Source organism: Pseudomonas sp. CC6-YY-74, assembly GCF_002025205.1.
GTDB lineage: Bacteria > Pseudomonadota > Gammaproteobacteria > Pseudomonadales > Pseudomonadaceae > Aquipseudomonas > Aquipseudomonas paeninsulae.
Genome location: NZ_CP019947.1, coordinates 4,315,554 through 4,335,801, shown reverse-complemented (window position 1 = coordinate 4,335,801; position 20,248 = coordinate 4,315,554). Strand labels below are relative to the sequence as shown.

Sequence of the window (20,248 nt, the reverse complement as noted above, 5' to 3'; positions counted from 1 at the left end):
CGTGGTTGTGTTGTCAGTGATTGGCGCCTGCAGCGACAAGGACCGTCTCTGATAGCGGCACGTCAGCCTACATTTAGTGTTTTCTCCCCTTAGGGCAAAACGCTCGCGATGGATTGCGTCTTGGACCGACTACTCCTTTGCGAGCGACATTCTATGGGTTTACTTCTCGATCCGCGTCATGACATTGATGCCGCTTTATTAAGCTATCGCCGGGTGTTCTGGTCGCTGGCGCTGTTCAGTGGAGTGATCAACCTGCTGGTGCTGGTGCCGTCGCTCTACATGATGCAGGTGTACGACCGGGTCCTTACCAGCCGCAACGAAACCACCTTGTTCATGCTCACCTTGATCGCCCTGGGACTATTCATGTTCAGCGCCCTGATCGAGTGGGTACGCGGCCTGGTGATGATTCGCATGGGCGCGGGGCTGGACGAGGCCTTGGGCGAGCGCGTGTTCGACGCCGCCTTCGCCCGCAGCCTGCGCGAGCACAATGCCAACCCGGCGCAAGTGCTCAGCGACCTGGCCACGTTGCGGCAATTGATCACGGGCCAGGGCCTCATCGCCTTGCTCGATGCGCCGTGGTTGCCGATTTTTATGCTGGTGGCGTTCATCATTCACCCCTGGTTCGGGGTGCTGACGCTGGTGCTCGCCCTGGTGCTGATAGGGTTGGCGTTATGGGGTGAGCTGGCGACCCGGGCGCGCCTGGGGGAAGCCAATCGCCTGGGCGTGCAATCGGCGGTCTATGTAAACAGCACGTTACACAATGCCGAAGTCATCCAGGCCCTGGGCATGCGCGGCCCCTTGCGCCAACGCTGGAGCCTGCTGCAACAACGCATCATTGCCGCCCAGGCCCACGCCAGCGACCGCAGCGCCCGTATCACGTCGACAACCCGTTTTGTGCGTATCTCCGGCCAATCGCTGGCTCTGGGCCTGGGGGCGCTGCTGGTGCTCGAAGGCCAGTTGTCGGCGGGCATGATGATCGCTATGTCGCTGCTGCTGGGGCGCGCCTTGGCGCCGGTGGAAATCGCCATTGGTTCGTGGAAGCAATTCAACGCCGGACGCCAGAGTCACCAGCGCCTTAGCCAGCTCCTTAGCCAGCACCCGCGTGAGCACCTGCGCATGCCATTGCCGCCGCCCACCGGCGCGGTACGCCTGGAGCAATTGTATGTCGGCCCGCCCGGTGCCTCGCAACCGATCTTGCGCGGGATCAATTTCAGCCTGGCCAAAGGCGAAGTGCTCGCCGTTGTCGGCCCTAGCGCCAGTGGTAAATCGACCTTGGCCAGAGCGTTGGTCGGGATATGGCCGGCCATGGGCGGATCGGTGCGTCTGGACGATGCCGAGATCAGCCAATGGTCCCACGACGCCTTGGGCCCGCACCTCGGATACCTGCCGCAGGACATTGAGCTATTCGATGGCAGCGTTGCCGACAACATCGCCCGGCTCGGCGAGCAGGACGCCGACAAGATCATCGCCGCGAGCCGTCACGCGGGCATCCACGAGATGATCCTGAGGTTCCCCAAGGGTTACGACACACCGCTGGGGCCCGGCGGGCTAGGCTTGTCCGGTGGACAGAAGCAACGCCTCGGCCTGGCCCGTGCGCTTTATGGGCGGCCATCGCTGATCGTGCTCGACGAGCCCAACTCCAACCTCGACGAAGCGGGCGAGCTGGCGTTGGTGCAGGCCATCAATGCACTCAAGGCCTGCGGCAGTACCGTGGTGCTGATTACCCATCGGCCCAACGTGCTGGCGGTGGTCGACCACATCCTGGTGCTCAAGGACGGTACCCAACAAGCATTCAGCCCGCGGGACCGAGCGCTCAAGGCATTGATGCCAGGGCCCAGACCGGCCGCCGTCAGGGAGGCTGGCGAAGATGCGTGATTTGACTCCTGATGCGCAAACGCACAGCGAACAGGGATTGAGCGTGCTCAGCGCCAATACGTTGCCCAACGCCAGTACCGACGCCGGCGGTGCCGCGCGTTATGGCGTGGGTTTCCTGGTCCTGTCATTGGGCAGTTTTCTGCTCTGGGCTTTCCTGGCACCGCTTGACCAGGGTGTCGTGGGCAGCGGCACCGTGGTGGTAGCGGGTGAGCGCAAGGCCGTGCAGTCATTGGCGGAGGGGTGGTGGAGACGCTGCTGGTCAGCGATGGTGATCATGTCTCCCAGGGGCAGTTGCTGGTGCAGTTCAATACCGTGCAGGCGCAATCGCAGCTGGACGTGACCCTGGGCAAGTTGCTCAACGATCACAGCATCGAAGCGCGGTTGATTGCCGAGCGCCTGGGCACCGCCGAGATCCAGTGGCCCGCTGAACTGCTGAAGCGCGCCGACGAGCCACGGGTAAAGGCTGCCATGGCGTTGCAGAGCCAGTTGTTTCTGACCCGCCGCGCGGAGCTGGGCAGCCGCTTGCAGATCATCGAGCACGAAGTGGCGGCGTTGCAGCAGCAATTGCGCGGCTACGAGGGCGTCAAGCGTAACTACGACGCACAAATGCGCTTCCAGCAACAGGAGCTGGAAGGTCTGCGGGAACTGGCCCGTGAAGGCTACGTTCCGCGTAACAGACTCTTCGAGGCCGAGCGCAACGCAGCTCAGTTGGCGGGGCAGATTGCCTCCGGCGTAGGCGATGTCGGCAGGACCCACCAGGCGATCAACGAGAGCAGACTCAAGGCCTTGCAGGCGCAACAGGAATTTCGCCGCGATGCCGAAACCCAGCTCAGCGAGGTCTCTGCCGAGGCGTCAGGTTATGCCGATCAGATTCGTGCCTTGCAGTTTGAAGTCGACAACGGTGCGATCCGTGCGCCGGTGGGCGGGCAGGTCATGGACTTGAGCATCCATACGGTCGGGGGCGTCGCTCAGGCCGGACAAACCCTGATGCAGGTGGTGCCGCTGGATGCACCGATGGCGATCACCGCGCGTTTTGAACCGTTGATGGCCAATAAACTGCGCCCGGGGCTGCCGGTGCATGTGCATTTCACCGCGCTGCAACGGGTGGATACGCCGACAGTCACAGGCACGGTGAGTACGGTATCGGCGGACCAGTTGATCGATGAACAGACACACCTTCCGTACTTCTCCGCCAAGGTCGAGATTGCTGCCGACACTGTGGCTTCGCTGCAGACTGCTGGTCTCCTGGTTCGCCCCGGCATGCTCGCCGATGTCACGGTGGTGACGGGTGAACGCACCTTGATGAATTACCTGATGAAACCTTTGCGCGAACGCTTGCTTGCGGCCTTCAAGGAGGAATGAACATGAGTGACCGTTGGCGCTATAGCTCCCGCGTGCTGCTAAGCCTGTAATCCCGCATGGGCCGCAAGGGAGGCCTGAGCTTGACCGCCGCCTACGATGCCTCGCGCCTCAACGACCCGACGGTACACTCGGCCGCTCACGCCTTTGATGCTTCTCGGCATGAAGAGGCGATCGGGCGCGGCGGCCTCTATCCGCAGATATCACTGACCTCGCGCTATGGTAAAGGCGGGCGCACCGATGGCGGCGGCGACAGCGGCTACGTCAACAGACGTCGCCCGGGCCGAGAGCGAGACCAAGTTGATCGCCCAGCAAAAGGCTGCCATCAGCGGGTTGGTCACCCAGAGCAAAAAGCTCTATCAGGGCGGCCAGGGCGCGATCACCGATGTCGATGAAGCCCAGCCGCGGCTCGATCTGGTGGCGGCCCAGGAGGCCGAAGCCCAGGCCCGTCGCGCGGCTGCGTTGCGGGCTTTGTCCGGCCGCGCCAGCGTGCCCATCGATGATATCCAGCCGATGCGCGAAGAGCTTGCCGCCGGCAGCCCGATCCCGCCGGAGCAGGATCTGACTTACTGGACGGCGATTGCCCGCGAGGCCAGCCCTGAGCTCGCGGCCCGGCTGGCGGCGGTGAAAGTGGCCGAGGCGCAGGCCGACAGCCAGCGCGCCGGGCATTATCCGACCTTGTCACTGACCACTCAGCTGACCCGGCGGGAAACCCGCCAGTATCAGGAACTAGACCCGCGCCAGGACACTTATTACGTGGGAGTGCAGCTGGATATTCCGTTGTATCGCGGCGGCTCGGTGCGCGCCTCGGTGGCCAAGGCCGAAGCGCAACTGGCCGGCGCGCAGTCCGACTACGACGTGCAGCGTCAACAATTGGCCGAAGATATCGAAACCGATTACCTGGGCGTCGCGGCCGGGTTCGCCAAGGGCAAGGCGATGCAGCGAGCGGTGGAGTCCAGTCAGCGGGCGCTGGTATCGACGGAAAAAGGCTTCCAGGGTGGCGTGCGTTCCACGGTGGACATTCTTGACGCACAGCAGCGGGTGTTCCAGGCGCGTCGAGACCTGCTCAACACCAAGCTGGACATGCTGCAAAGCTATGTGAGCCTCCACACCCATACCGGCCAGATGAATCGCGCGATCCTGGAGCAGGTGCAAAGCCTGTTTTAAATGGCCTCTGGTTCTGACCAAAACTCAAAGTTGCAACATATCCCCGTGGCGAGGGAGCTCGCTCGCGCGGGGTCGCGTAGCGGCCCCAAAACCTGTCGAATACGCGCATCAGGCAAACCGCATTCACCGGTTCACGACTGCTTCGCTGCCGAGCGGTAACAAGCTCCCTCGCCACGAATTCGATCATGGGCCAAATGCAGACCCTGTGGGAGCGAGCTTGCCCGCCCCCACAGGGTCTGCCGGTCAAAACGGGTTTCAGACCGTGAAGTCGCTGGCATGCATCTCCCTGACGCCCACCAGCTCGATTTCGAACTCGGCGGTGGTGTCGGCATTGACACTGCCGTAGAGAATTCCATCGGCAAAGCGCAGTTGGCCGGTGGCGTTAGTGGTGTCAAAGGCATTGCTGCCGATGAAGGTGAAGGTGTCGACATCGGCGGTCAGCGGGTTGGCGTCCAGCCCGGTGAAGTCCAGTTGATCTCCCTCGATGTTCTTGAAACTGTAGATCACATCGCGCAACGCGCCGACGCTCATGTCCGCCAGCGCACCGATGGCGTAGGTGTCCGCGCCAGTGCCACCGGTCAGACTGTCGGTTCCTTCGCCGCCGATCAATCGGTCATCGCCTGAGCCACCCACCAGCGTGTCGTTGCCCGCGCCGCCGCTCAGGACGTTGGCGCCGCTGCTGCCCGTCAGGCTGTCGGCGTAGGCACTGCCGGTCAGGTTCTCGAAATACTTCAAGGTATCGAGCCCGGAGCCAACCGTGTTCTGTTGCGCGGACGTCGAGAGGGTGGCGGTGACCCCGGCCAGTGCACGTTCAAAGGACACGGTGTCATTGCCATCGCGCCCGTCCAACACGTTGTCACCGGCCCCAGCGAACAGCGTGTTGTCCAGCGCATTGCCCGTGCCATTGGCGGCGCCGGGTGTATCGATATAAAGGTTCTCGACGTTATCGGTGAGGGTGTAGGCGGCCAGGCTGCTGTGCACGCTGTCGATCCCTCCAGGCGCCGCATTGCTGTTGGTCTCGATCACGGTGTCGTCGGCGTTGTCGACATAGTAGGTGTCGTTGCCATCGCCGCCGCTCATGTTGTCGGCCTCTGCGGCACCATCGAGCACGTTATTGGCGGCATTGCCGGTGATGACGTTGCGCAGCTCATTGCCGGTGCCGTCGATGTCCGACACTCCGGTGAGCACCAGGTGCTCGAGATTGGCGCCCAGCGTCCAGCTGACCGAGGCCTGCACCGTATCGATCTGCGAAGTCGAGGTGTTGGTTTCCACCACGCTGTCGAACGCGTTATCGACCACATAGATGTCATTGCCATCGCCACCGGTCATGCTGTCGGCGCCCAGGTCGCCATCCAGCGTGTCGTTGCCCGAGCTACCCACCAAGGTATCCGCCTGGTCGGTACCGGAAATAATCCCGCCCTGATTCTGAGCGTTGTCGAAAATGTCCTGCACGCTGTTGTTGTCGTTGGGGTTGCCTTGGAAGCCCAGATCGTCGGCGATGTAATCGGCCAGGCGCTGGCCGACAATTTCCGCCGATTCCTCGTGCAAGTGCCAGACGTCGTCGGGATACACCAGCGGATCGACCTCGTAGCGCAAGGGCAGGTCGGTGTAGTCCACCGCCAGCTTCACATCGGCGCGCTCGGCGGCGATGGCCTCCTGGGTGGCGCGGACATAGCCGACACCCTCGACAATACCGGCAATCTTTTCTTCCGAATAACCACGGGCCCGCGCGGCGTCTTGCGCGTAGTGTCCGGTCTCCATCATGTACACGTTGAAACTGCCGAACTGGGCGTGCAGGTAATCAAACACGGCCAGCGTCGCGGTTTTGTAGGCAGCCGCTGCAGCGTCTTTGTCGGAGGAGCGGGCGATCTCCTGGGCCGCTTCCTCGCCCTGGCCCCAAACGATGCCCATGGTGACGTTATCGATGGACTGGAGCTCGCCAAGCTGATCCTGCAACAACACCACGGCGCGCAACAGCGCAGGCCCGGGTTGATTGGTGTCGGTCAGCCACCAACTGATCTTGAGCTCCTCGGCGCCCAGGGTCGACAGGCCGTTGACCGTGCTGCCACCTACTGCGATGTCGATGCCGTTGCCGTCGGCATCGGTGAACTGGCTACGTACGTCATAGGTGGTGTACTTGTTCAGGTCATTGACCAGCATCGACGTGCCGGACTGATCGTCGTCCTCACTCATGCGCAGCAGGCGCGCATTGGATTGGCCAAGGGTCGGCAAATAGAGGATGTCCTGCTGGGCGCGCTCTCCGAACACGAAGTCATCGGCGGTCAGGGTGTTGAGGTAGTTACCGCTGAGGCCGATTTCGAAGCGATTGCCATTGGCGTCGACTTCGCTGGACTTGATGTAGGTCTTGTCACCCGCCGAGTTCAGGGCCATGTACAACGTGCCGTTGCTGCCATTGCCGAGGCCGAGAAAGCCCAGGCCCGAAACATCGATCTTGTCGACACCTGCGGTAAAGTCATAGATCGTGTCCGTGGCTGTTACGCCACCGCTCTCGTAGTCGCGATAGCTGTCGAGCACGTCGGTGTAGCGGAAGGTGTCGGCACCGTCGCCACCGTACAGCGAGTCGCGTCCGGCGCCACCGTCGATGATATCCATGCCGGCACCGGCCTTGATCGTGTCGTTGCCACCCAAGCCGAGGATCAGGTCCGCGCCCGCCGTGCCGTTGAGGGACTCGGCGTTGCTGGTCCCGGTGATGGTATTGGCGGGGGCATCGGCCACTGCCAACGCAAAACTGTCGCTTACCGACGCACCGGAGGGATCGGTGGCCTTGACCAATACGTTGTAGTTGCCTGCCGCGGTGCTGGTCGGCGTGCCGGTGAAGGTTAGGTTGGTGGCATCGAAACTCAGCCACGTGGGCAGGACGCTGCCATCGGTCAGGGTTGCGGTCCAGGTCAGTACATCCTGGTTAGCGTCGCTGAAGCTTTCGGAGGTAACGGTATAGGTGAACGGCGAGCTTTCGGTGGCGTTCTGGTCGAGGAGCGGAATGACCACGACCGGCGCCACGTTGCTGGGGGGTTCTGGTCGGCGAACACAAAATGGCTGGCCGTCAGGCTGTTGGTCAGGTCTCCGGCCAGCGCCACTTCGAAGCGATTGCCGTTGGCGTCGGCATCGTAGTCCTTGATATAGGTGCGGTTGGTCGAGGCGCTGTAGGCCACCAGCAGCGTGCCACCCTGGCCATTACCCATGCCAGTGTAGCCGAGCGCCGACACATCGATCTTGTCGGCGGCCACATCGAAATCGAGGATCTGGTCACTGGCGCTGGTGGAGTTGGTGCGGTAGCTGTCGAGCGTTGAGGTGTAGCGGAATACGTCAGCACCCGCGCCACCGGTGAGTTTGTCCACGCCGGCGCCACCGACCAGGATGTCGTTGCCGGCGCCGCCATTAAGAGTGTCGTTACCGGCACCACCGAACAGTTGTTCGTTGGCCTCAGTGCCGGTCAACGTGTCATTGTTCGGCGTGCCATTGATTACAACCGGCCCAGCGGGCACGTCCTGCACGGCTAAGGTGAAGCTGTCACTGACGGTCGCGTTGCTGCCGTCGGTCGCGGTGACCTGGATGGCATAAGTGCCCGACGCCGTGTCGCTTGGTGTGCCGCTGAACGTGCGAGTGGCGGCATCGAAGACCAGCCAGCCGGGCAGAGCGCTGCCATTGGCGAGCGTGGCGGTATAGCTGAGACTGTCGTTGTCCGGGTCGTTGAAGCTGGTGGCCGGCACCACGTAGCTGAACGAGGTGTTTTCGGTCGCGTTCTGATCGAGCAGCGGCGTGGCCAGCACCGGTGCCTGGTTGGTCGGCGACGAAGTGGCGAAGACAAAATTAGCGCTGGTCAGCTTGTCGAGGTAGTTGCCGTCCAGCGCCACTTCGAAGCGGTTGCCATTGGCGTCGGTGGTCAGGGACTTGATGTAGGTCTTGGTCCCGGCGCTGTTGAGCACCACGTACACGGTGTCGGTTTTACCGTCGCCCAGCCCGGTGATGCCCATGGCGGAGAGGTCGATCTTGTCGGCGGTGATATCGAAGTCGGTGATCAGGTCGCCAAGGTTGACGCCGCCGGTGTTGTAGTTGCGGTAGCTGTCCAGGCGGCTGGAGAACACGAAGGTGTCCGCCCCGGTACCGCCGGTGAGGGTGTCCGCCCCGGCCCCACCGTCGAGCGTGTCGTCGCCCGCGCCGCCACGGAGGCTGTCGTTGCCCGCCAGACCGAGCAGGGTGTCGGCCGACTCGCTACCCAGCAACGAGTCACTGTCGCTGGTGCCTGTGACCACCCGATTGAAGATGAAGTTGCTGGCGGTCAGGGTGTTGGTCAGGTTGCCCGAGAGAACCAGCTCGAAGCGATTGCCGCTGGCGTCGGCATCGTAGTCCTTGATGTAAGTGCGGTCGCTGCTGGCGCTGTAGTTGATCTGCAAGGTGCCGCCACGGCCGTTGCCCAGGCCGGTGAAGCCCAGATCCGCGAGGTCGATCTTGTCCTGGGTGACGTCGAAATCTGTGATGGTGTCAACGAAGCTGGTGGTGGCGTTGCGGTAACTGTCGGACTGGCTGGCGAAGCGGAACGTATCGGCGCCGATGCCGCCGGTGAGTTTGTCGAGGCCAGCACCACCCACCAGAATGTCGCTGCCGGCCCCGCCATTGATGGTGTCGTTGCCGGCCCCGCCATAGAAAATCTCGCTGGCGCTGCTGCCCAGCAGAGTGTCATTGCCGGCAGTGCCTTGTACGGTGGTCATCGACACCGTGGCGCTGACATAGCTGCCGTCACCATAGACCAGCGTGCCGCCCTTGCTAGTGTGACTGATGGTGTTGGCGATGAGGGCGTTGCGATCGGTGCCGTCTTCGTTACGCTCGGCGACGCCGTAGGTTGACAGGTCGCTGCCGCTGATGATGTTGCCCTGGATGAGGTTATCGCTGCCGTTGAAATATCGGCCGGACACGCCCTGGGTGTCGTCGTAGGACTGGATGATGATCTCCGCTACAGTGCCGCCCAGGGAGTTGTTGTAGAGGGTGTTATCGATGACTTCGACGTTGCTGCTGCCGTAGATACGTATCCCGGCACTGCCGTTGTCGTGAATGTCGACACTGCTGACAGTCACGTCGGTGGACATTTTGATCAGTACCCCTTCGCCTCCGTTGCCATACACCTCGCCACCGGTGATGGTGATGTTGCTGGGCGAGGGAATATCCTCGCTGCCTCGCTGCACCACGATGCCATTGCCGCCGTTGTTGTACGCAACGTTATTGGTGAGCGTGAAGTCGTGGGTGCTGGTGACGACGTTGAAGCCGTGGCGGTCATTGTCATAGGCGACGTTGTTTTCAAAGGTGCTGTCACTGAGGAAGTCGGCGACGAAGCCGTCCAGGCCGTTGCCGTGGGACACGCTGTTCTTGATGACCATGTTTACGGTCTGCTCGTGGGGATCGAAGCCGTACCCGGAGCTATTCTTGATCTCGACGCTGTCGAGGGTGACGTTGGAGTCGTAGCCTTCGCCGCCGGGAATGTAACCGTTGAACCAACCGTCGATCTTGCCCGTGGTGTTGTCGCGATTGCCGTCGATGGTGAGGTGGCTGACACCGAAGTCGTGGGTTTCCTCACCGTAGGCCGAGCGGATGATACCCGTGATCTTGGTGTCGGAGCCGTCAGCCACCTTGACGGTGGTTTCGCCCATGCCGTCGCCGTACAGGTAGACGTTGCTCTTGAGCTTCAGGCAGCCGTCGGAGGGTTCCTCACCTGCCGAAACGATATAAGTCCCGGTCGGCATGTACACCTGCCCGCCACCTGCGGCGGCGGCCGCATCAATTGCACTTTGTATCGCCGCCGTGTCGTCAGTGATGCCATCTCCTTTGGCGCCAAAATTATGTACATTGAAAATCATAAACTTATCTCCATGGGCTAAAACCTCGGTAGATGCCAATATTCCATCGACGGCACCGTGATATGACCCGGCAGAGCGTAAAAGTTGTGTCCGCATATCGATGAAGTGTCAAAAAACCGAACTAGCCGATCAACGGCTGTGAGGCGCTTAGAAAAAATAACGTTCTGTTGACGCTTAATCGGGTAGCGAGCGATGCCCCCGTGAGAGCGGGCTTGCCTGCGATGAAGACGGTGGTTCAGCCATCGCCAAAGCCCACGATTACAGCCTCAACAGCTGGACGGCGTTGGCGCGCTATCTCGAAGATGGTGCGGTGCCAATTGACAACAACTGGATCGAAAACCAAATCCGGCCGCGGGTTCCTGAACGCTCGAACTGGCTGTTCGCCGGTTCTCTGCACAGCGAGAAACGCGCAGCTACGATCATGAGGTTGATCCGTATGCCTATTTGGAGGATTTTCTGACGCGACTGCCTGTGCAGCGAGCGAGTGAAATTGCGCAACTACTGCCGCACAGGTGGCAACCGGCGTAATTAAGCAAGGAGGGATCGCCGGACGCTTACGATAATCCGCAGTAACTCTCGAAAAGATCAGTAATAGAGTTGGGCATCGAGCGCTCTACCTCTCTCTGCCTAAATCGCTGCGTGTGGCTAGGGGTCAAAATCGACTTCACCAATTTCGCTTTTTGTGCCGAAACTAGCCAAGCTTAAGTGTCAGTAGGTGCTGTAAATTGCAGATAGTAAAAATTGTACCCAGCAGAATGTGGCTTAGAGCAATTTATAGTTACTTCAGATTAGCCGGGACTCCTGTACCGCATTGCCCTCCGAAGGAGTGGTCGTGGGTTCGAATCCCGCCTGGTGCACCATATAAACGAAAAGGCCCTAGCAGCCTGTCGGACTTAATCGCTGTATTCCAGGATAATCCCGGCACCGCCCAGCCGATGCTCCCGTATGAACCGCTTTCGTCCGATCGACCGCAAGACTGACTACCTGCTCCCGCCATCGCTGGATGACTGGCTGCCAGAAGATCACCTGGCTCGCTTCATTCTCGAAGCCATCGAACGGCTCGACCTGAGCGCGCTCACTCGCGCCTATGGCGGACGCGGCAGCGCCGCCTACCACCCAGAGGTGCTGCTCAGCCTGCTGGTCTATGGCTATGCCAGCGGCACCTTTTCCAGCCGTAAGATTGAGCGCGCCACTTACGACTCGCTCGCCTTTCGCTACCTCGCAGCCGGCAGCCACCCCGATCACGACACCCTGGCCAGCTTCCGCCGGCGCTTCCTCGACGAGTTGGCCGACATCTTCCTCCAGGTGCTGGAGCTGGCGGGGGAAATGAAGCTGCTCAAGCTCGGCACCATCAGCCTCGACGGCACCAAGTTGCATGCCAACGCCTCACGCCACAGCGCACTTTCCTATGGCCATATCCAGGCACTCGAACGCCAGCTCAAGACCGAAGTGCAGGAACTCCTGGCGTTGGCTGAAAGCGCCGACCAGACAGAACTCCCCGATGGCATCGACCTGCCGGACGAGATTAAACGCCGGCAAGATCGCTTGGTCGCCATGGACGCCGCCAAGGCCAAGATCAAGGCGCGCGCCCGCGTGCGCTTCGAGCAGGATCAGGCCGTCTACCAGGAAAAACTCGCCAAGCGTGCGGCACGCACGGCAGAAACTGGCAAGAAGCCCGGCGGTAAGCCGCCAAAAGCACCGGTGGAAGGGCCTACGGCGCACGACCAAATCAACCTCACCGACGAAGACTCACGCATCATGCGGATGGCCGGCGGCGGCTTCGAACAGTGCTACAACGCCCAGGCGGCGGTGGATACCGACACGCTGTTGGTGGTGGCGCAGGGCCTCACCCAGTCGGGCAACGACAAGCAAGAAATCGTCCCCATGTTGGCCGTGCTCAAGGCGCTGCCGGCCTCGTTGGGCCAGGTGCAGGCGCTGCTCGGGGACTGTGGCTACAGCAGCGAAAGCAACATCGCCGCCTGCGAAGCGGCCGAAATCGAGCCCTACCTGGCGGTGGCACGCGAAGATCATCACCCGGACTGGCGGGCGCGCGTCGAGGAGCCGGCACCGCTCGACGCTGACGCTACAGTGCAACAACGCATGGCGCACAAGCTCAAGAGTCAGCCGGGGCGCAGCCTCTATGCCCTGCGCAAACAGACGGTGGAGCCGGTGTTCGGCATCATCAAATCGGTCTTAGGTTTTCGTCAGCTTCTGCTGCGGGGCAAGGACAAGGTGAGCGGCGAATGGCGCCTGGTTTGTCTGGCCTGGAATTTGAAACGCATGGCTGTTTTGCGCCACAAATCCGTCCACTGCGGGTAAGAATGGACTCAATCCGTTCGATCCCAGGAAGCCCGGCGCAAAAATGCCTGGAAATACCTAAATAGTGAGGCAAATTGCTGCGCCTCACTATTGATGCCCCTCTCATGAATTCAAGTCCGACAGGCTCCTAGGTGAAAACCTGGGGCCTTTTCGTTTATATGGTGCTGCTATCCGCTCGCCTGACTACATTTGGTCGCCCTTGAGCAGACTCAGCAGCGCATCGGCATCCAGCTTGCCGCTGACCTCGCCGCCGCCCAACAAACTGTCGGCGAGGTCGCGCTTTTGCCCGTGCAGGGCGACGATCTGCTCCTCAATGGTGTGCTCGGTGACCAGCCGGTAGATGGTCACCGGGCGCTGCTGGCCCATACGGTGAGCGCGGTCGCTGGCTTGATCCTCTACCGCAGGGTTCCACCAGGGATCGAGGTGGATCACATAGTCGGCAGCGGTCAGGTTGAGGCCGGTACCGCCGGCTTTCAGGCTGATCAGGAAAATCTCGCCGATACCGGCCTGAAAAGCAGCTATGCGTGTCTGACGCTCTTTCGGCGGTGTCGAGCCATCCAGGTACTGATAGCTGATGCCCTGCTCATCGAGCCAGCCACGAATGATGCTCAGGTGGTCGACGAACTGGCTGAACACCAGCGCCTTGTGGCGGTTATCCAGCAGCTCCTCGACGATTTCGGCAAAGGCGGCCAGCTTGCTGCCACTCAGACCGCAACCCGGCATGACCAGGCGCGGATGACAACAGAAGCGCCGCAGACGGGTGATCTCCGCCAGCACTTGCAGCGACTTGCCCGGCGCCGTGGTACCCAGCGTATCTATAGCCTGCTGGCGCAGCGCCTCGTACAGCTGCCTCTCCTCGCTGGACAACGGCACCTTGTAGGTGATCTCGGTGCGCGGCGGCAGCTCGTCAAGCACCTGGCTTTTCAGTCGACGCAGAATGAATGGCTGGATCAGGGCCTTCAACGCCTTGCGCGCGCCCTGCTCGCCACGCTCGATCGGCGTGGAAAAGCGCTGGGCGAAACGTTCCTGGCTGCCGAGCAGGCCCGGGTTGATAAAGCGGAACAGGTTCCACAGCTCACCCAGATGGTTTTCCACCGGGGTGCCACTGGCGATCAGCTTGAAGTCGGCCTGCAACGTCATCGCCGCTTGCGAGCGTTTGCTCTGGGAATTCTTGATCGCCTGGGCCTCATCCAGCACCACGCTGGTCCAGTGCTGGCTGGCGAACGCCTGGTTGTCCTGCTGCAACAAACCATAGCTGACGATCACCAGGTCCCGCGGTCCCAGCCCGTCGAGGTGACGGTTCTGTTGATAGATGTGCAGCCTGAGCGTGGGTGCAAAGCGCGCAGTCTCCGCCTGCCAGTTGAGCGCCACCGAGGTCGGCGCCACCACCAGCTGCGGCCCCGCAGAAGCCCGGTGCAACAGCAGAGCGAGGGTCTGCACGGTTTTACCCAAGCCCATGTCATCGGCCAGGCAGGCGCCGACCCCCCACTGGGCCAGGCGCGCCAGCCAGTCGAAACCTTCGCGCTGGTAATCGCGCAGCTCGGCCTGCAGGGTGTTCGGCACCTGCGGCTGGTAGTGCTTGAGCGATTCGAGCTTGTCCAGGTGCGCTTGCCAGCCGGCATCGGCCTGAAACTCGCCGGCTTCTTGCGCCAACCCGGCCAACAGCGGCGTGGTCAACAGATTCAGACGCAGACCGTCATCGCCGACCTGATCGGCCAGGTGGGCCAACTCGTCCAGACGCTTGCGCAGACTGTCGCTCAGGGCCAGCCAATCCTGTTCGCCAAGCTTGAGGAAGCGCCCGGTGCTGGACTTGAGCAACTCCAGAAGCTGGCGCAGGTGCAGCACGCGGCCATCGTCCAGCTGCACTTCACCGCTGAGCACGAACCAGTCGCCCTGCTGCTTGAGCCCGAGCTTGAGCTGGCTCATTCCCGGGCGCGCCTTGATCCGCATGCGCTCGCCTTCCGGCCAGACGCATTGCAGCCAGTCGCCCTCCAGCGTCTGCAACTCACTCAATACTTGCAGGGCATCCTGTGGTTCGGCCAGTTGCCACTCCTGACCATCGGTATCGGCCAGCGCCAGCGCCGGGCAGGCCTGCAACACGCGTTGTAACGCGGCGGTTTCTGCCGGCAGGTCACGACTGGCCTGCAGCGCTCTACCGTCGAGTTCACCGAGTACGTTTTCCAATCCATGGCCGGGTTTGAACCAGCTGCTGCTGGCCAGCGGTCGCACCAGCAATTGCAGGCGCAAGCCTGCCTCCAGCGGCAACAGGTGGGCATACAAGGTACTGTCGGCGGCGACGCTGTCGAGATGGCCAGCCAACTCGGGCAGGTCCGAGTGGATCGGCAGTAGCGGTGCTATCGCACCGATGGCCTCGACCAGTTGCGCCTTGGCGGCCTGCGGCACACTCAGGCCGTCACCGACTATATCGGCGATCTGGCGTAGCTCGCGGCTGATCGGGTAAACCAGCAGGCGCGTCGGCGTCTCCTTGCGCAGCAGCACGTCAGGGTTGCCTTGCACACCATTTGGCTCGAGCTTGAGGTGAATCTGCGTGCCTTGCGACTTGAGCTGCAGACTCACTTGGCCGAGCAGCAGATCGATCCGCACATCCGGCGCATCGGCCCAGAACAAGGCCGGATGCCCGACCAATCGGGGCAAGGCGTGCTCGGCAGACAGCTCATGGCGCGCCCCGCCATAGTAGTAATCAGTGCCCGGCTGAATCATGCGAATCGTCTGCCGGTCCTGCTCCAGGAGGAAGTCCAGACTGTCGGCATCCTCGAACAGGCGTTTAAGGGCCACGGCGCGCCCTTTGCTCCACTGTCCCTTGGCGCTGAGCTTCTGCTCACGTGGCTCGACACTCAGCTGATGAGGACTGAAGGTGACGAACCAGGCCAATCGCGCCGACTTCTGGATCTGCGTAAGACCCGAATCGGTCTTGCCCGGCTTGAGCAGGGACAGTGCGGTCAAGGCATGCTGCCAGGCTTCCTGGCGCTGATAGAGGCTGACTAGCGGTACCAGAGCGGCCTTCTGATGCCAGTCCGGCTGGCGCCGCGGCTGGGCAAACTGCTGCGCCAGCAGGGCATCCAGCTCCTCGCCAAGCCAGTGGTAGCCCGCCGCCGCAAGGTTGTCGCGAAAGCCACTGAGCTGCTCCTGCCAAACCGGCTCGCGCACAACCTCGGCATCCGCCCAGTACAACCCCAGGGCCAGCAGCAGGCCATCGAAACCATTGAACGACAACGGCCCGTTAAACTCAGGATCAAGCCGCCGCACACTCGCTTGCTGCTGTTCGACCAGCATCTGCAGAGCCGGGTATGCCCGCCCGTAGTACTCTTTCAGACCCAGGCTGACCGCCTTCTTGAGCTCCGGGTACAGCTGTTTGTCAGCACAGGCCAACAACAGCAGGCAATAAAAGCCATTGAGTATCGGCGGCAGGTCAACTTTGCGCTTCTTGCTTTGCCGCTTGATCGCCAGCATCCACTCCTGCATGGCCAGCAAGGCTTGCGGATACTGGCCACGCAACACCTGAAGGATGAACTGCTGCATGAACGCCAGACCACCCTGCCCCAGCGCTTCAAATTGCAGCCAGTCGCCACGCCACAAGGCCTGCAACATCAGCTGCAACGACAACTCCACACTGGCCGAGGAATCCGCGACCAAGGCCAACCCCTGCCGATAAGCCTCATCTGCCGGCTGCAATTGCCAGTTCACCTGGCCCAGATAATCCTCCAGCAACAGGCTTTTGACCTCATGCTTGAGTGTGGCAAACACCTGCCTGCCCGGCTCGTCAGCCAGCAGTTGCTGGCAAGGCGACTCGCCCGTCAGGGTATGGCGCAGCGAACTCGATTGCAGCAAAGCCAGCCCCTGCCGCACGTCACCTGCCTGCCCACCCAGGATGGCCAGCCACAGGTTCAGCCGCTGAGTTGCCTGGCTAGGTATATCCCAGGCGCTGCGCGGCGTTGCGATGCTGCTGCGCAGCGCCAGCAACCAGCTGTCTTTGCTGACGTCGCTATTGAGCTGCTGCAGCACCAGATTGCGCCGCTCCGGCGGCAAGCAATAGGGCTGGCCGCCACCGCCGAGGCTGACCCAGTCGAGGCGGTGCAGCATCGTCAGTATCTCGCTAAGCGCCGGGCCGTCCATCGCCCGGGTTGAGGAGCTGCGTACCCCCATCTCGCGCAACTGCTCGAGCAAAGCGGTTTTATGCTTGCCTGGGAAAGACAGAGCCAGCACATAGAGCACCGCCTTGTAGGCATCCGGCAGGGCGGCAAGCCCGAAAGGGGTCACAGGGGCGGACATTGGCAAACTCCAGCCTCAGAAGGAAAAATAGAACGCGAGATATTAACAAACCATAGGGTTGAGCGAGCGCAAGGCTACCGTGATTGGTTTTTTTCGTGCAAAGACAAACCCCCCACCCGTTTTCACGGATGGGGGGTTTGGAATACAAGCTTGACGATGACCTACTCTCACATGGGGAAACCCCACACTACCATCGGCGATGCATCGTTTCACTACTGAGTTCGGGATGGGATCAGGTGGTTCCAATGCTCTATGGTCGTCAAGCAATTCGGGTGGAACATCGTGCTTCTTTTATCGAGAAGGACGCGGCTCCAAATTGGGTATGTGATAAAGGGTAGTGCGTGGTCTTGCAAACTTTCGGTGTGTTGTCGACTTCGATCGTCTAGCACACAAACAGCAAATTGTTTGGGTGTTATATGGTCAAGCCTCACGGGCAATTAGTATTGGTTAGCTCAACGCCTCACAGCGCTTACACACCCAACCTATCAACGTCGTAGTCTTCGACGGCCCTTTAGGGAACTCAAGGTTCCAGTGAGATCTCATCTCGAGGCAAGTTTCCCGCTTAGATGCTTTCAGCGGTTATCTTTCCCGAACGTAGCTACCCGGCAATGCCACTGGCGTGACAACCGGAACACCAGAGGTTCGTCCACTCCGGTCCTCTCGTACTAGGAGCAGCCCCTCTCAAATCTCAAACGTCCACGGCAGATAGGGACCGAACTGTCTCACGACGTTCTAAACCCAGCTCGCGTACCACTTTAAATGGCGAACAGCCATACCCTTGGGACCGGCTTCAGCCCCAGGATGTGATGAGCCGACATCGAGGTGCCAAACACCGCCGTCGATATGAACTCTTGGGCGGTATCAGCCTGTTATCCCCGGAGTACCTTTTATCCGTTGAGCGATGGCCCTTCCATACAGAACCACCGGATCACTAAGACCTACTTTCGTACCTGCTCGACGTGTCTGTCTCGCAGTCAAGCGCGCTTTTGCCTTTATACTCTACGACCGATTTCCGACCGGTCTGAGCGCACCTTCGTACTCCTCCGTTACTCTTTAGGAGGAGACCGCCCCAGTCAAACTACCCACCATACACTGTCCTCGATCCGGATAACGGACCAGAGTTAGAACCTCAAGGTTGCCAGGGTGGTATTTCAAGGTTGGCTCCACGCGAACTAGCGTCCACGCTTCAAAGCCTCCCACCTATCCTACACAAGCAAGCTCAAAGTCCAGTGCAAAGCTATAGTAAAGGTTCACGGGGTCTTTCCGTCTAGCCGCGGATACACTGCATCTTCACAGCGATTTCAATTTCACTGAGTCTCGGGTGGAGACAGCGCCGCCATCGTTACGCCATTCGTGCAGGTCGGAACTTACCCGACAAGGAATTTCGCTACCTTAGGACCGTTATAGTTACGGCCGCCGTTTACCGGGGCTTCGATCAAGAGCTTCGCGTTAGCTAACCCCATCAATTAACCTTCCGGCACCGGGCAGGCGTCACACCCTATACGTCCACTTTCGTGTTTGCAGAGTGCTGTGTTTTTAATAAACAGTCGCAGCGGCCTGGTATCTTCGACCGGCGTGGGCTTACGCAGTAAATGCTTCACCCTCACCGGCGCACCTTCTCCCGAAGTTACGGTGCCATTTTGCCTAGTTCCTTCACCCGAGTTCTCTCAAGCGCCTTGGTATTCTCTACCTAACCACCTGTGTCGGTTTGGGGTACGGTTCCTAGTTACCTGAAGCTTAGAAGCTTTTCCTGGAAGCATGGCATCAACCACTTCGTCGTCTAAAAGACAACTCGTCATCAGTTCTCGGCCTTGATCTCCCGGATTTACCTAAGAAATCAGCCTACCACCTTAAACACGGACAACCAACGCCGTGCTGGCCTAGCCTTCTCCGTCCCTCCATCGCAGTAACTAGAAGTACGGGAATATTAACCCGTTTTCCATCGACTACGCATTTCTGCCTCGCCTTAGGGGCCGACTAACCCTGCGTCGATTAACGTTGCGCAGGAAACCTTGGTCTTTCGGCGTGGGTGTTTTTCACACCCATTATCGTTACTCATGTCAGCATTCGCACTTCTGATACCTCCAGCAAGCTTCTCAACTCACCTTCACAGGCTTACAGAACGCTCCTCTACCGCTCATCCTAAGATGAACCCGTAGCTTCGGTGTATGGTTTGAGCCCCGTTAAATCTTCCGCGCAGGCCGACTCGACTAGTGAGCTATTACGCTTTCTTTAAAGGGTGGCTGCTTCTAAGCCAACCTCCTAGCTGTCTAAGCCTTCCCACATCGTTTCCCACTTAACCATAACTTTGGGACCTTAGCTGACGGTCTGGGTTGTTTCCCTTTTCACGACGGACGTTAGCACCCGCCGTGTGTCTCCCGTGCTGACACTTGTTGGTATTCGGAGTTTGCATCGGGTTGGTAAATCGGGATGATCCCCTAGCCGAAACAGTGCTCTACCCCCAACAGTGATACACGAGGCGCTACCTAAATAGCTTTCGAGGAGAACCAGCTATCTCCGAGCTTGATTAGCCTTTCACTCCGATCCACAGGTCATCCGCTAACTTTTCAACGGTAGTCGGTTCGGTCCTCCAGTTAGTGTTACCCAACCTTCAACCTGCCCATGGATAGATCGCCCGGTTTCGGGTCTATTCCCAGCGACTAGACGCCCTATTAAGACTCGCTTTCGCTACGCCTCCCCTATTCGGTTAAGCTTGCCACTGAAAATAAGTCGCTGACCCATTATACAAAAGGTACGCAGTCACCCAACAAAGTAGGCTCCCACTGCTTGTACGCATACGGTTTCAGGATCTATTTCACTCCCCTCTCCGGGGTTCTTTTCGCCTTTCCCTCACGGTACTAGTTCACTATCGGTCAGTCAGTAGTATTTAGCCTTGGAGGATGGTCCCCCCATATTCAGACAAAGTTTCTCGTGCTCCGTCCTACTCGATTTCATGACTAAGAGATTTTCGCGTACAGGGCTATCACCCACTATGGCCGTACTTTCCAGAACGTTCCGCTAATCTCAAAGCCACTTAAGGGCTAGTCCCCGTTCGCTCGCCACTACTAAGGGAATCTCGGTTGATTTCTATTCCTCAGGGTACTTAGATGTTTCAGTTCCCCTGGTTCGCCTCACACACCTATGTATTCAGTGTGTGATAACCATCTTATGATGGCTGGGTTCCCCCATTCAGACATCTCCGGATCAAAGGTTGTTTGCCACCTCCCCGAAGCTTTTCGCAGGCTACCACGTCTTTCATCGCCTCTGACTGCCAAGGCATCCACCGTATGCGCTTCTTCACTTGACCATATAACCCCAAGCAATCTGGTTACTGTCTATAACGTGAAGACGACATTCGCCGAAAATTT

At 60.1% G+C, this 20,248-nt stretch carries 3 protein-coding genes, 2 rRNA genes and 4 pseudogenes; 5 read left to right on the top strand and 4 right to left on the bottom strand.

What is annotated here, in order from left to right; translation table 11 throughout:
- Positions 1-153 precede the first annotated feature (153 nt).
- From B2D37_RS19650 to B2D37_RS19640, 3 genes and pseudogenes are all read left to right on the top strand, one after another.
- A complete protein-coding gene (locus B2D37_RS19650; protein WP_079204285.1) occupies positions 154-1,875 on the top strand; it encodes a type I secretion system permease/ATPase in 1,722 nt (573 codons plus the stop codon).
- Positions 1,868-3,237, top strand: a pseudogene (locus tag B2D37_RS19645) (HlyD family type I secretion periplasmic adaptor subunit). The gene B2D37_RS19650 and the pseudogene B2D37_RS19645 overlap by 8 nt, the downstream one beginning before the upstream one ends.
- Positions 3,238-3,239: 2 nt before the next feature.
- Positions 3,240-4,401: pseudogene (locus B2D37_RS19640) on the top strand (TolC family protein).
- A 255-nt stretch (positions 4,402-4,656) separates the two neighbouring features.
- Here the strand turns inward: B2D37_RS19640 and B2D37_RS19635 are convergent.
- Positions 4,657-10,271 (bottom strand): annotated as a pseudogene (locus tag B2D37_RS19635) (putative Ig domain-containing protein).
- A 232-nt stretch (positions 10,272-10,503) separates the two neighbouring features.
- Here B2D37_RS19635 and B2D37_RS19630 point away from each other — a divergent pair.
- Positions 10,504-10,799: pseudogene (locus B2D37_RS19630) on the top strand (transposase); the annotation flags it as partial.
- Positions 10,800-11,216: 417 nt separating this feature from the next.
- The gene (locus B2D37_RS19625) at positions 11,217-12,590 is read left to right on the top strand and encodes an IS1182 family transposase (protein ID WP_079204284.1); all 1,374 of its coding nucleotides are present in this window, start codon (positions 11,217-11,219) and stop codon (positions 12,588-12,590) included.
- A gap of 183 nt (positions 12,591-12,773) precedes the next feature.
- Here B2D37_RS19625 and B2D37_RS19620 read toward each other — a convergent pair whose 3' ends face one another.
- From B2D37_RS19620 to B2D37_RS19610, 3 genes are all read right to left on the bottom strand, one after another.
- Positions 12,774-16,880: a DEAD/DEAH box helicase gene (locus B2D37_RS19620; RefSeq protein ID WP_079204283.1), complete on the bottom strand. Its 4,107-nt coding sequence runs from the start codon at positions 16,878-16,880 to the stop codon at positions 12,774-12,776.
- 148 nt (positions 16,881-17,028) lie between these two features.
- A 5S ribosomal RNA gene (gene rrf, locus B2D37_RS19615) occupies positions 17,029-17,144 on the bottom strand.
- A gap of 152 nt (positions 17,145-17,296) precedes the next feature.
- Positions 17,297-20,187, bottom strand: a 23S ribosomal RNA gene (locus B2D37_RS19610).
- Positions 20,188-20,248 lie beyond the last annotated feature (61 nt).

Coding starts and splice junctions, on each gene's coding strand:
- B2D37_RS19620 (WP_079204283.1), bottom strand. CDS start 16,880: ATGTCCGCCCCTGTGACCCCTTTCGGGCTTGCCGCCCTGCCGGATGCC.
- B2D37_RS19650 (WP_079204285.1), top strand. CDS start 154: ATGGGTTTACTTCTCGATCCGCGTCATGACATTGATGCCGCTTTATTA.
- B2D37_RS19625 (WP_079204284.1), top strand. CDS start 11,217: ATGAACCGCTTTCGTCCGATCGACCGCAAGACTGACTACCTGCTCCCG.